Annotated in this window: 12 protein-coding genes and 1 tRNA gene; 11 read left to right on the top strand and 2 right to left on the bottom strand. The window is 73.0% G+C overall.

The window, feature by feature from the left end; genetic code table 11:
• Nucleotides 1-2: 2 nt before the first annotated feature.
• Nucleotides 3-1,784, bottom strand: coding sequence for a sensor histidine kinase (locus tag ACQ1X7_RS00545; protein ID WP_432476195.1), 1,782 nt, complete (start codon nt 1,782-1,784; stop codon nt 3-5).
• Nucleotides 1,785-1,894: 110 nt separating this feature from the next.
• Between ACQ1X7_RS00545 and ACQ1X7_RS00550 the strand changes: the two genes are divergently transcribed.
• The 7 genes from ACQ1X7_RS00550 (at nt 1,895) to ACQ1X7_RS00580 (ending at nt 9,679) form a co-directional block, all read left to right on the top strand.
• Entirely contained in the window at nt 1,895-3,040 is a 1,146-nt protein-coding gene (locus ACQ1X7_RS00550; protein WP_432476196.1) for an acyl-CoA dehydrogenase family protein, read from the top strand.
• 165 nt (nt 3,041-3,205) lie between these two features.
• Entirely contained in the window at nt 3,206-3,943 is a 738-nt protein-coding gene (locus ACQ1X7_RS00555; RefSeq protein WP_432476197.1) for a VIT1/CCC1 transporter family protein, read from the top strand.
• Nucleotides 3,944-4,029: 86 nt separating this feature from the next.
• The gene (gene thpR, locus ACQ1X7_RS00560) at nt 4,030-4,593 is read left to right on the top strand and encodes an RNA 2',3'-cyclic phosphodiesterase (RefSeq protein ID WP_432476198.1); all 564 of its coding nucleotides are present in this window, start codon (nt 4,030-4,032) and stop codon (nt 4,591-4,593) included.
• Between the two features lie 61 nt (nt 4,594-4,654).
• A complete protein-coding gene (locus ACQ1X7_RS00565; RefSeq protein ID WP_432476199.1) occupies nt 4,655-5,806 on the top strand; it encodes an NAD(P) transhydrogenase subunit alpha in 1,152 nt (383 codons plus the stop codon).
• Nucleotides 5,799-6,113 carry an NAD(P) transhydrogenase subunit alpha gene (locus ACQ1X7_RS00570; protein WP_432476200.1) on the top strand — a complete coding sequence of 105 codons (315 nt, stop codon included), beginning with the start codon at nt 5,799-5,801 and terminating at the stop codon, nt 6,111-6,113. The genes ACQ1X7_RS00565 and ACQ1X7_RS00570 overlap by 8 nt, the downstream gene beginning before the upstream one ends.
• Entirely contained in the window at nt 6,110-7,501 is a 1,392-nt protein-coding gene (locus ACQ1X7_RS00575) for an NAD(P)(+) transhydrogenase (Re/Si-specific) subunit beta (protein ID WP_432476201.1), read from the top strand. The genes ACQ1X7_RS00570 and ACQ1X7_RS00575 overlap by 4 nt, the downstream gene beginning before the upstream one ends.
• 144 nt (nt 7,502-7,645) lie before the next feature.
• Entirely contained in the window at nt 7,646-9,679 is a 2,034-nt protein-coding gene (locus tag ACQ1X7_RS00580; RefSeq protein ID WP_432476202.1) for an ATP-binding protein, read from the top strand.
• Here the strand turns inward: ACQ1X7_RS00580 and upp are convergent.
• The gene (gene upp, locus ACQ1X7_RS00585) at nt 9,661-10,302 is read right to left on the bottom strand and encodes a uracil phosphoribosyltransferase (RefSeq protein ID WP_432476203.1); all 642 of its coding nucleotides are present in this window, start codon (nt 10,300-10,302) and stop codon (nt 9,661-9,663) included. The two genes, ACQ1X7_RS00580 and upp, sit on opposite strands and share 19 nt — an antisense overlap.
• Before the next feature lie 117 nt (nt 10,303-10,419).
• Here upp and ACQ1X7_RS00590 point away from each other — a divergent pair, with 117 nt between their 5' ends.
• From ACQ1X7_RS00590 to ACQ1X7_RS00605, 4 genes are all read left to right on the top strand, one after another.
• Complete coding sequence (locus tag ACQ1X7_RS00590) at nt 10,420-10,905, top strand: tRNA adenosine deaminase-associated protein (RefSeq protein ID WP_432476204.1); 486 nt, start codon at nt 10,420-10,422, stop codon at nt 10,903-10,905.
• A 2-nt stretch (nt 10,906-10,907) separates the two neighbouring features.
• Nucleotides 10,908-11,375 (top strand): nucleoside deaminase, encoded by a 468-nt coding sequence (locus ACQ1X7_RS00595; protein ID WP_432476205.1) that lies wholly within the window; start codon nt 10,908-10,910, stop codon nt 11,373-11,375.
• Between the two features lie 30 nt (nt 11,376-11,405).
• The gene (locus ACQ1X7_RS00600) at nt 11,406-11,990 is read left to right on the top strand and encodes a TIGR03086 family metal-binding protein (protein WP_432476206.1); all 585 of its coding nucleotides are present in this window, start codon (nt 11,406-11,408) and stop codon (nt 11,988-11,990) included.
• Between the two features lie 56 nt (nt 11,991-12,046).
• Nucleotides 12,047-12,136 (top strand) — tRNA-Ser (locus ACQ1X7_RS00605).
• Nucleotides 12,137-12,150 lie beyond the last annotated feature (14 nt).

The raw sequence follows: 12,150 nt of genomic DNA on the forward strand, positions 1-12,150 counted from the left end.
GGTCAGGCCGCCGGGAGCGTCACCGTGAACGTGGTGCCCACGCCGAGCTCGGAGGTGACCCCGATCCGACCGCCGTGCCGGGTGGCGATCCGGTGCACGATCGACAGGCCGAGACCGGTCCCCGGCCGGGCCAGGGCCTCCGGGTTGGTGGAGCGGAAGAAGTCGCTGAAGAGGTGGTGCTGGTCCTCGGTCGAGATGCCGATGCCGTCGTCGGAGCACTCGAAGACGACGTGCTGCCCGACCCGCGTGAGCGCGAGCCGCACCTCCCCGCCGGGCCGGCTGTACTTGACGGCGTTGCCGACCAGGTTGCTCACCAGGCGGCACAGCTCCTCCCGGTCGCCGGCCACCGCGAGCTCCGCCCCGTGGTCGCCCAGCGCGATCCGCGGCGCGTCGGCGCCCGAGGTGAGGTCGGCGTCCTCGACGACCTCGGCGAGGATCGGCGCGAGCGGGACCCGGGAGCGGGACGGCGGCAGCGCGGCCGTCTCCATCCGGCTCAGGAGGAGCAGGTCGTCGGCGAGAGAGCGGAGCCGCGCCGAGCTGCGCTCCATGGCGGTCAGCGACCTGCCCACCGGCTCGGTGAGGTCCGCCATCCCCCCGAGCAGCTCCAGGTGGCCGGTGATCACGCCGAGCGGGTTCTTCAGCTCGTGCGCGACGGTCGAGATCAGCCGAGACCGGTGCTCGTCGAGGCGGGTGAGCTCGGCGATCAGCTGCAGCTCGCGGTCGTGGGCCCGGGTGTTGAGGATCGCGCGCCCGAGGTCGTGCCCCACCTCGAGGGCGGCCACGCTCTCGCTCTGCGTCCAGCGCGCCTCGCCCACGCGACGCGCGATCAGCATCAGCCCCAGCGGCTCCGGGCCGGCCCCGATGGGGGCCAGCACCAGCGCACCGGCCCCGTGCTGGACGAGGTGCAGGGTGAGCTCGGCGCGGTGGTGGGCGTCGAGCCGGTCGTCGCCCCACACCTGGCCCGGCTCCGCGATCACGACCGTCTGGTCCCGCCAGGCCCGGCGGGCCGCGTCGGTGGCCGCCGTCAGCAGGCCGGCGGGGAGCCGCACCGGGGAGCCGGGGTCGAGGTCCGGCGGCGGGTCGGTGTGCACCAGCACGGCGAGGTCGTCGGCGCGGAACCCGTCGGCCAGCAGCTTCCGGGTCTCGGGGAGGAGCTCGCGGTAGCCGAGGCGGCGGGACGCGGTCCGGACCACCTCCTGCGCGGTGGTGGTCAGCCGGACCTGCTGGCTGAGCTCCTCGCGCTCGATCGCGGTGAGGACGGCCCGGACCACCAGGCGCAGGTCCTCGTCGAGCCGGCGCAGCTCGCCGGGGGTGGGCCGCCTGCCCGAGTGGGGCTCGTCGAGGTACATCAGGGCCCGCAGCTGGCCGCGGTCGTCGACGATCCGCGCCACGAGCACGTCGAGGGCACGCCACTGGTCCGGCGCGCCCGTGTCCTCGATCTCGGGGATCCAGCAGTACGCCCGCAGCTGCTCGACCGCCTCGCGCGTCAGCCACTCCTGGGCGACGAAGGTCCACTCGCCGTACTCCGCGCCGAGGCCGAGCGTGAGCGCCATCGCGGAGAACGGCGTGGCCCGGCGCAGCATCTCGTCGTCGGCGTCGTCGTTGCCGGCGATCGCGACGAACTCCAGCATGTCGTCGGGGCGCAGCACCTCGATCTCGCAGGTGCGGAAGTCGGTCCGCCGGCGGGCGTCCTCGGCGATCAGCCGCAGCGCCTTGCGGGCCCCGTCGTAGCCCCAGCCGTCGTCCCGGGCGCGTGCGTTCGACAGCGACGTGGACTCGGTCATGGCGCGCGCTCCCTCAAGATTCGTGCCGCAAGGGTCGCACGACGTCATGCTCCGCGTGGCCGTTTCCCTCGACTCGCCCCTCGTGGTGACTCGCGAGTAACATCGGGCCCATGGAGCGCACGATCTACGACGAGGACCACGAGGCCTTCCGCGGCTCGATCAGGGAGTTCCTCGAGCGCGAGGTGGTCCCCCACCTCGACGAGCACGCCGAGTCCCACGGCCTGCCCCGCGACTTCTGGCTCGCTGCGGGCAAGCAGGGCTTCCTCGGCCTCGAGGTCCCCGAGCAGTACGGCGGCATGGAGGCCCGCGACTACCGCTTCAACGCGGTGCTGACCGAGGAGCTCGCCAAGGTCAACATGACCCTGCCGAGCTGTGTCGGCATCCACGCCGACATCGTGGCGCCGTACCTCGTCCACCTGACCAGCGACGAGCAGAAGGAGCGCTGGCTGCCGCGGTTCTGCTCCGGCGAGCTGCTCACCGCCATCGGCATGACCGAGCCGTCGGGCGGATCCGACCTCGCCGCGCTCAGGACCACTGCGGTCCGCGACGGCGACGAGTGGGTCCTGAACGGGTCGAAGACCTTCATCACCAACGGCGGCTCGGCCGACCTCGTGGTGGTGGCAGCGCGGACCTCGCCGGAGAAGAAGGCCAAGGGGATCTCGCTGTTCGGCGTCGACACCTCCAGCGCCGGCTTCTCGGTCGGGCGGGTGCTCGACAAGGTCGGCCAGGACGAGTCCGACACCGCCGAGCTGGCCTTCGACGACGTGCGCGTCACTGATGACGACCTGATCGGCGAGCTCGACACCGGCTTCATCTCGATGATGCAGTTCCTGCCGCAGGAGCGGCTCGGCTCGGCGATCACGAACCTCGCCCACGCCGCGCAGATCCTCGACGAGACGATCGCCTACGCCCAGGAGCGCACGGCGTTCGGGCAACCGATCGGCTCGTTCCAGAACACCCAGTTCCTGCTCGCCGACCTCGTCACCCGGGTCGAGGTGACCCAGGCCTACGTCGACCAGTGCGTGCTGGCCCACACCCGCGGCGAGCTGACCGCTGTCGACGCCGCCAAGGCGAAGTGGTGGACCTCGCAGGTGCAGAACGACGTCCTCGACCACTGCGTCCAGGTCTACGGCGGCTACGGCTACATGAACGAGTACCGCGTCGCCCGTGCCTGGCGCGACGCCCGGGTCACCAAGATCTGGGCCGGCTCCAACGAGATCATGAAGATGCTGATCGGGCGCGATCTGGGATTGTAGCCGGCCGGCTGCGGTTTCCCCGGCCGGCCGGGGAAACCGGAGGTTCGTGACCGAAGCAACGGTCACGAACCCGCAGACTCGCCCGCGAGCCCCGAGGAGCAACGACCGCCGCAGGTGTGCCTCGCCTTGCTTGCGGGGCCTTCCGGGTCGCAGGACGATCGGGGCATGACCGCCGACCTCACGCCGGACGGCGTCGACGCCGGTCCGCACGCGGGCGAGCCGCACACCGGGATCGGCAACCGGCTCAACTGGCTGCGCGCGGGGGTGCTCGGCGCCAACGACGGCATCGTCAGCACCGCCGGCATCGTGATGGGGGTCGCCGGGGCGACCAGCGACTCGACCACGATCGCCATCGCCGGGATCGCCGGCCTGACCGCCGGCGCCCTCAGCATGGGAGCCGGGGAGTACGTGTCGGTCAGCACCCAGCGTGACTCCGAGGAGGGGCTGCTCGCCAGGGAACGACGGGAGCTGGCCGAGGCCCCCGAGGACGAGCTCGCGGAGCTCGCCGGCCTGTACGTCGAGCGCGGGCTCGACGAGGACCTCGCGCTGCAGGTCGCCCGCGAGCTGACCGAGCACGACGCCCTCGCCGCCCACGCGGAGGTCGAGCTCGGCATCGACCCCGACGAGCTCACCAGCCCGTGGCAGGCGGCCGGGGCGTCGATGCTGTCCTTCACGCTCGGCGCACTCCTGCCGCTGCTGACGATCACGCTGACCCCGCCCGCCGTACGGCTCTGGGTGACGGTCGTCGCGGTCGTCGTCGCGCTGGCCGCCACCGGCTGGACCAGCGCACGGCTGGGCTACGGCCGCACCACCCCCGCCGTCGTCCGCAACGTCGGTGGCGGCGCCTTCGCCATGGCCGTCACCTACCTGATCGGCTCCCTGCTCGGCACCACCGTCGGCTGAGGCGACAACTGCGGTACTCCAGTGACGAATGGCCCCTGACCCGCCGGTCGGAGGGGCCGTTCGTCACTGAACTACCGTCACCACCCATGCGGATGTTCGTCGCGCTCCGCCCACCGGAGGAGGCGGTCGAGGACCTCGACGAGTTCCTGGCGGTACGGCGGGAGAGCGGGGCGTTCCGGTGGACCCTGGCCGAGCAGGTCCACCTCACGCTCGCGTTCCTGGCCGAGGTGCCGGACCGGAAGCTCGACGACCTCGTGGAGCGGTTGGAGCGGGCCGCCCACCGGCGGACGCCGACCACCACCCGGATCGCCGGGGGCGGCGCCTTCCCGAACGCCGGCCGCGCCCGGGTGCTCTGGGCGGGGCTGCACCTCGACGAGGCGGGACGGACCGAGCTCGGCCGGATGGCCACCGGCGCTCGCGCTGCCGCGACCAAGGCCGGGGTGGCCGTGGACGGCCAGCGGTTCCGTCCGCACCTGACCGTCGCCCGGCTCGGCCGGCCGGCAGAGGTGTCGTCGTGGGTGCGGCTGCTGGACGCCTACAAGGGCCCGGAGTGGACCACGACGACGGTGTCGCTGGTCGCCTCGCACCTCGGTCAGGGCCCGCGCAACCGGCCCCGCCACGAGGTGGTCGAGGAGTTCCCTGTCGGATGAATCACCCGGCGCGCGGTGAGATGTCTGTCCGCACACCGGGATGTCCCCTAGGTTCGGCTGCGTGAGGATCGCAGTGGCCAGGGAGTCCAGGGACGGCGAGACCCGCGTGGCGATGGTGCCGGAGCTGGTCGGCAAGCTCACCGACCTGGGCTACGAGGTCGCCGTCGAGCCGGGGGCCGGCACCCATGCCCTCATCGCCGACGAGGAGTACGCCGAGGCCGGCGCCGTCCTCGACGAGGCGGCGCTGGCCGGCGCGACGCTGGTCGCGTCGGTGCAACCGCTCGACCTCGCGACCGCCCGGCGGCTCCCGGCCGGCACCTCGACCCTGTCCTTCCTCCCGACCCAGCTCGAGCCGGAGCTGGTCGCGGCCTACCGCGACGGCGGAGTCACGTCGTACTCGCTCGAGCTGGTGCCGCGCATCTCGCGTGCGCAGTCGATGGACGCGCTGTCGTCGCAGGCGCTGGTCTCGGGCTACCGGTGCGCGATCGTGGCCGCCGGGATGCTGCGCCGGTTCTTCCCGCTCAGCATGACCGCGGCCGGCACGGTCCAGCCCGCGCAGGTCGTCGTCCTCGGCGCCGGCGTCGCGGGCCTGCAGGCGATCGCCACCGCCCGCCGGCTGGGTGCGGTCGTCCAGGCCTACGACGTCCGCGCGGCCGCCGCCGAGGAGATCGCATCGATGGGGGCCAAGCCGATCGAGCTCGACCTCGAGACCCTGGAGGGGACGGGTGGGTACGCCCGCGAGATGACCGACGACCGGGCCGCGCGGCAGCGGGAGCTGATGACGCCGTACGTCGCGCGGGCGGACGCCCTCATCACCACCGCCGCGGTGCCCGGTCGGGCAGCACCCCTGCTGGTCACCCGCGCGATGGTCGAGCAGATGTCTCCAGGGTCGGTCGTCGTCGACCTGGCCGCGGAGTCGGGCGGCAACGTCGAGGGCTCCGAGCCCGGCGAGGTGGTCCGGATCGGCAACGCCCAGGTGTGGGGCGGCCGCAACGTGCCGAGCCAGATGCCGGGCCCGGCGTCCCGGCTGCTCGCCCAGAACGTCGTCAACCTGGTCACCCTGATGACCGCCCGCGACGACGAGGCGGGCACATCCTCGTTCGCCCCCGACCCCGACGACGAGATCGTCGCCGGCGCCTGCGTCACCCGCGACGGGGCGATCCTGCACGAGCCCACGCGCCTGGCGGTGGAAGGAGAACGCGTCCATGAGTGAGCCCATCGTCTGGCTGACGATCTTCGTGCTCAGCGTCTTCGTCGGCATCGAGGTGATCTCGAAGGTCTCCTCGACGCTGCACACCCCGCTGATGTCGGGCGCCAACGCGATCCACGGGGTGATCCTGCTCGGCGCGATCATCGTCACCGCGCACGCCCACGGGGTGGCCCTGGTCGTCGGCCTGGTCGCGATCGTGCTGGCCGCGGTCAACATGGTGGGCGGGTTCGTCGTCACCGACCGGATGCTGCAGATGTTCACGCGGAGGAAGCCGCCCAAGAGCGCCAGCGAGAGCGGAGCCGCCGCGTGATCCCCACCTGGGCGCAGCTGACCTACCTGGTCTGCGCGGTCGCGTTCATCCTGGCCCTGAAGGGGCTCTCCGGCCCGCGCACAGCCCGCGCCGGCAATCTCATCGGCGCGGCCGCGGCCGTGGTCGCGTGCGCGCTGCCGTTCTTCTACCTGGAGCAGATGGACAACGTCCCGCTGATCCTGGCCGCGATCGCGGTCGGGACGGTCGGCGGCGTCTACGGCGCGCGTCGGGTGCAGATGACCCAGATGCCCCAGATGGTGGCGCTGTTCAACGGGGTCGGCGGCGGCGCCGCGGCGCTGGTGGCCCTGCTCGAGCTCGAGGTGGTGGTGGCCGAGGGCGCCGCGGCCGACGTGGGCTGGTTCGTCCTGGTGGCCACCGCGTTCACCGTCGCCGTGGGCTCGGTCTCGTTCGCCGGGTCGGTCGTCACCTTCGCCAAGCTCCAGGAGCTGATGACCTCGCGCCCGGTGGTGTTCCCGGGCCTCCCCGTCGCCTTCGGGGCGTTGCTGCTCGCGGCGGTGGGGCTGTCGGCGTACCTCGTGGTGGAGCCGGCGATGTGGGCGGGCATCCTGCTCGGCCTGGTCGGCCTGGGCTTCGGGCTGCTGCTGGTGCTGCCGGTCGGCGGCGCCGACGTACCGATCGTGATCTCGCTGCTCAACGCGTTCACCGGACTGACGGTCGCCGCCGGCGGCTACGTGCTGTCCAACACCCTGCTGCTCGTCGCCGGCACCCTCGTCGGCGCTGCCGGAACCTTCCTCACCCTGCTGATGGCCCGGGCGATGGGCCGCTCGGTCGCCAACATCCTGTTCGGGGCGCTCAAGGGCGGGTCGACGCTCGGCGGCGGCGAGGCGTCAGACCGGCCGGTGCGCTCGGCGGGCCCCGAGGACGCCGCGATCATGCTGGGGTACGCCGACCGCGTCATCATCGTCCCCGGCTACGGCCTGGCGGTCGCCCAGGCCCAGCACTCGCTGCGCGAGCTGGTCGACGTCCTCGGCGAGCGTGACGTCCAGGTCGACTACGCGATCCACCCGGTCGCCGGCCGGATGCCCGGCCACATGAACGTGCTCCTCGCCGAGGCGCAGGTGCCCTACGAGCAGCTGCGCGAGATGGACGACATCAACGCCGACTTCAAGGACGCCGACGTCGTGCTCGTCGTCGGGGCCAACGACGTGGTCAACCCCGCCGCCAAGACCACCCCCGGAGCCCCGATCTACGGGATGCCGATCCTCAACGCCGACCAGGCCAAGCAGATCGTGTTCATGAAGCGCTCGATGCGTCCCGGCTTCGCCGGCATCGAGAACGAGCTGCTCTTCGACGAGAAGACCACGCTGCTCTTCGGCGACGCCAAGGAGACGATGGGCAAGCTGCTCAGCGCCGTGAAGACGCTCTAGGCTCGCCGATTCTCCTGCGGCCGTGTCGGGACCAGCCCATACTTCCTGTGGACGAGGTCCGGACATGGGGAGGACCGAGTGTCACGGGAGACACCGACCAGCAGCGTGACGTCGCGCCTGCCGGTCCTGCGCAGGAGCCACCGGGTGGCGCTCCTGCTGGTCGTCGTGCTCGGCTCGTCGTGGGCGCTGCTCCGCGCCGCCGACACCGCGAGCGGGGTTCCCGTCGCCTGGCCGGCCGCCGGCCTGCTGACCGGGCTGCTCGTCGTCGTCGACCGGAGCAGCCGGACCGGGGTCGCCGCCCTCGCCGGCGCGCTGATCGTGGTCGCGCACCTGCTGGTCGGCGACGCCGCCCTGGTCGCCCTCGGCTCCGCGGTCTCGTCGGTGCTCGGCTCGTGGGTCGCCTGGCGACGGCTCCGCCAGGGGCTGGGGTCACGACCGGTCGGCCTCGTGGAGGAGGGCGACGTCTCGCGGCTGATCGCCGCCGCCACGCTGGGCTCGGCCGTCGCGGCGGCCGGTGTCGCCGGCACGCTGTTCCTCGCCGACGTCGGCAACCCCCTCCTGGCCGCGATCGCCACCTTCGGCACGCACGCGGCGGCCCAGCTGATGCTGCTGCCGCTGTTCCTCGAGGGGCCGGAGTTCGCGCCGTACGCACCGCGCAACGAGCGGCTGGCGCAGGTGGTCCTCGTCCTGGGCACGACCATCGTGATCTTCGGCCTCACCGCCGCGCCGCCGCTGGTCTTCGCCGTGATGCCGATGTTCGGGTGGTTGGCGTTCCGGGGCACGCTGCGCGAGGCCAGCCTGCTGCTGCTCGGGGTCGGCGTGATCGCCACCGTCGTCACCACGCTCCAGCTCGGCCCGGTGTACGCGCTCGGCGGCCGCTACGACCTCCCCGCCGAGCTGGTGGTCGGCTACCTCCAGCTCTTCCTGATCGACTGCGCCCTCATCCTGCTGCCGCTGTCGGTGATGACCACCCAGCAGCGGATGTCCGCCGCCCGCGCGCAGGCTCGCCAGCAGACCCTGGAGCGCCTGGTCGACTCGGCCACCGGCTCGGCGGTGCTGTCGGTCGGGAGCGACGGCCAGGTAGTGGTCTTCAACCCCGGCGCCGAGGCGATGTTCGGACGCTCGGCCACCGACGTGGTGGGCGGGCCCGCCGACCTGCTCTTCAGCGACGCCGAGCTGGGCCGGCACGCCGGCCGGCTCGGCTCCCTTCCGGTGTTCGCCGACCTGTGCGCCTCGTCGGTGGCCGCCGAGGAGGACCGCCACCTCTGGCAGGTACGCCGCCCCGACGGTGACGTCCGGGCCCTGTCGCTGGTGGTCACCGAGGTGCTGGACGAGCTGGGCGCACGGTCCGGCTACCTCTGCGTCGCCGACGACGTCACCGAGCGCGAGGCCGCTCACGCGGCGCTGGTCGCCGCCCTCGACCGCGAGCGCGCCGCCGTCGAGCGGCTCCAGGAGCTCGAGCAGGTCAAGGCCGACTTCGTGGCGACCGTGAGCCACGAGCTGCGCACGCCGCTCACGAGCATGATCGGCTACGTCGAGCTGCTCGAGGACGGTGCCGTGGGTGAGCTCGCCGCCGAGCAGCGGGCGGTGGTCAACCGGCTCGAGCGCAACGGCCGCCGGCTGCTCCTGCTCGTCGAGGACCTGCTGCTGCTCTCGCAGATCGAGGCGCGCGAGATGCGGTTCCAGCCGGTGGAGTGCGACCTGCGCGACGCCGCGCGGGCGGCGTACGACGCACTGGGGCCGTTGCTGGCGACCCGCCACCTCGACACCGTGCTGCGCTTGCCCGACGAGCCGGTCCGGCACGAGGGCGACCCCGAGCAGGTGGAGCGGCTGGTCCTGAACCTGATCGGCAACGGGGTGAAGTTCACCCCCGACGGCGGCCGCGTGGAGCTGGTCGTGCGGGAGCTCTGCGACCAGGTCGAGGTGGTCGTCCTCGACACCGGCATGGGCATCCCGGCCGACGAGCAGGACCAGCTGTTCACGCGCTTCTTCCGCGCGTCGACCGCGACGGCCCAGGCGATCCAGGGCACCGGTCTGGGGCTGACGATCGTGCAGGCGATCGTCGAGCGGCACGGCGGCCGGATCGCGGTCTCCTCCAGCGAGGGGGTGGGGACGACGGTCTCGGTCAGCCTCCCGAAGCGGGTGGCCGCCGAGGTCGGTCAGTCGGCGACGCCGTAGAGGCGGTCGCCGGCGTCACCGAGGCCCGGCACGATGTAGCCCTTGTCGTTGAGCTTCTCGTCCATCGCGCCGGTCACCACGGTCACCGGGACGGCGAGGTCGGCGAGCTCCTCCTCGACCCGCGCGATGCCCTCGGGCGCCGCGAGCAGGCACAGCGCGGTGATGTCGTTGGCGCCGCGGTCGGTGAGGAACCGGATCGCGGCGGCCAGCGTGCCGCCCGTCGCGAGCATCGGGTCGAGGACGTAGCACTGCCGGCCGGACAGGTCGTCGGGCAGCCGCTCGGCGTACGTCGACGCCTCCAGGGTCTCCTCGTTGCGGACCATGCCGAGGAAGCCGACCTCGGCCGTCGGCAGCAGCCGCATCATGCCGTCGAGCATCCCGAGGCCCGCCCGCAGGATCGGCACCACCAGCGGCTTGGGGCGCGCCAGCTTGACGCCGGTGGTCGGCGCGACGGGCGTGGTGATCTCCTTCGGCGACACCCGCACGTCGCGCGTGGCCTCGTAGGCCAGCAGCGTCACCAGCTCGTCGGCCAGCCGCCGGAACGTCGGCGAGTCGGTCGACTCGTCGCGCAGGTAGGTCAGCTTGTGGGCGATGAGGGGGTGGTCGGCGACGTGCGTGCGCATGCCGCGGAGCCTATCGCTGGGGGCATCTCCGACCGCGGGAAGGCACTGGACCGTCCCTCGCCGCCTCTGTCACTCTGGATCCGACCGACGACGCGGGGCCCGGGAAGGAGATCCGTGATGGCCGACCAGCTGGACGGGGTCGACTTCGCCCTGGCCGCGTTCCGCGAGGAAGGGGTCTGGCAGCTCCAGGAGCTCGCCCACGACGTGCTCGCCGACGTCGACACGCTCTCCCACGCGCTGCGCCGGTTCCCCGGTGACGGCGGGGCGCTCGGCATGGTCGCGATCGACGAGGACTTCTTCCTGGTGGTGCGCGTCGCCGGAGCCTCGACCCGGGTGCTCCTGTCCGACATCACCGCGGCCGACGAGTGGGAGCTGGCGGCGTCGGCGGTCGACCACCTCGGCCTCCCCCCGCCGGAGGACGACGACGCCCAGGTGCCGGCCGGCGACCTCGACCTGCTCGGTGACCTCGGGATGCCGGCCATGGACATGGGCGTGCTGCTCGACGACTTCGACCTGTACCCGGACGAGATGCTCTCCGACGTGGCCCGCCGGATCGGCTTCGGCGCGCTCTTCGACGAGCACGTCGGCCTGGCCTCGGCCTGAGCGTGACGCCGTACGCCCCGCCCGATTGGGGGGCGGCCATGGAGGCGGCCCTGGACGAGGCGCGCGCCGCGCTGGCCACCGGTGACGTCCCGATCGGCGCGGTCGTCGTCGACGCCTCCGGATCGGTCGTCGGCGTCGGCCGCAACGTGCGGGAGGCGCAGTCCGACCCGACGGGGCACGCCGAGGTCGTGGCCCTGCGCGCCGCGGCCGCCCGCCTCGAGGGGTGGCGGCTCGAGGGCTGCACCCTGGTGGTCACCCTCGAGCCGTGCACCATGTGCGCGGGCGCGGCGGTACTGGCCCGGGTCGACCGGCTGGTCTTCGGCGCCTTCGACCCCAAGGCCGGAGCCGTCGGGTCGCTGTGGGACGTCGTCCGTGACCGGCGCCTCAACCACCGGCCCGAGGTGGTCGGCGGCGTCCGTGCCGAGGAGTCGACCGCCCTGCTCGAGGAGTTCTTCGCCGGTCACCGGTGAATCCGGTGCGCCGGTGCGGTCGGCACCGCCATGAGCACCCTGGACCTGCGCCCTGCCGTCCGCGCGACCGCTGCGGTGGTCGCCGCCGTGCCCGAGGACACCCTCGACCGGACGACGCCCTGCCCGGACTGGTCGGTCGCCGACCTGCTCGACCACCTCGGCGGCCTGGCGGTCGCGTTCACCATGTCCGCGCGCAAGCAGCCGCTCGGGATGACCAGCGGCCCGGAGGTCGACGGCTCGCGCCTCGAGGACGGCTGGCGCGACCGGATCGCCGCGGCCCTCCACGAGCTCGGCGACGCGTGGGCGACCACGCCCGGCGCGTTCGAGGGACGTACCGAGGCCGGACCGATCGAGATGGAGGCCGGCGAGGCCGCCCTGGTCGGGCTGAACGAGGTCGTCGTCCACGGCTGGGACCTGGCGTCCGCCACCGGCACGCCGTACGCCGCCGACCCGGCCGCGGTCGCCACCTGCCGCGCGTTCGTCGAGTCGTTCGACGCTCCCGGCGCGAACGACGGCAGCGGGCTGTTCGGGCCGCGGGTGTCGATCGCCGACGACGCCTCCGACCTCGAGCGGCTGCTCGCCGCCGTCGGTCGGCGCCCCGACTGGACCCCCTGATCCACGAGGTGCGGACGATTTCGGGGGCCCCGGCGCCCTCCGGTAGCCTTCCCGGCGGTGGCGTGTCCGAGCGGCCTAAGGAGAACGCCTCGAAAGCGTTTGTGGGCGCAAGTCCACCGAGGGTTCAAATCCCTCCGCCACCGCCAGCCATGTGATGTCT

The organism is Nocardioides sp. GXQ0305, from assembly GCF_050880345.1.
Classification (GTDB): Bacteria; Actinomycetota; Actinomycetes; order Propionibacteriales; family Nocardioidaceae; genus Nocardioides.

Excerpts from the sequence above, each read along its gene's own strand:
- thpR (WP_432476198.1), top strand. The coding sequence starts at position 4,030 with ATGCGGATGTTCGTCGCGCTCCGCCCACCGGAGGAGGCGGTCGAGGAC.
- upp (WP_432476203.1), bottom strand. The coding sequence starts at position 10,302 with ATGCGCACGCACGTCGCCGACCACCCCCTCATCGCCCACAAGCTGACC.
- ACQ1X7_RS00600 (WP_432476206.1), top strand. The coding sequence starts at position 11,406 with ATGAGCACCCTGGACCTGCGCCCTGCCGTCCGCGCGACCGCTGCGGTG.
- ACQ1X7_RS00550 (WP_432476196.1), top strand. The coding sequence starts at position 1,895 with ATGGAGCGCACGATCTACGACGAGGACCACGAGGCCTTCCGCGGCTCG.
- ACQ1X7_RS00555 (WP_432476197.1), top strand. The coding sequence starts at position 3,206 with ATGACCGCCGACCTCACGCCGGACGGCGTCGACGCCGGTCCGCACGCG.
- ACQ1X7_RS00590 (WP_432476204.1), top strand. The coding sequence starts at position 10,420 with ATGGCCGACCAGCTGGACGGGGTCGACTTCGCCCTGGCCGCGTTCCGC.
- ACQ1X7_RS00545 (WP_432476195.1), bottom strand. The coding sequence starts at position 1,784 with ATGACCGAGTCCACGTCGCTGTCGAACGCACGCGCCCGGGACGACGGC.
- ACQ1X7_RS00570 (WP_432476200.1), top strand. The coding sequence starts at position 5,799 with ATGAGTGAGCCCATCGTCTGGCTGACGATCTTCGTGCTCAGCGTCTTC.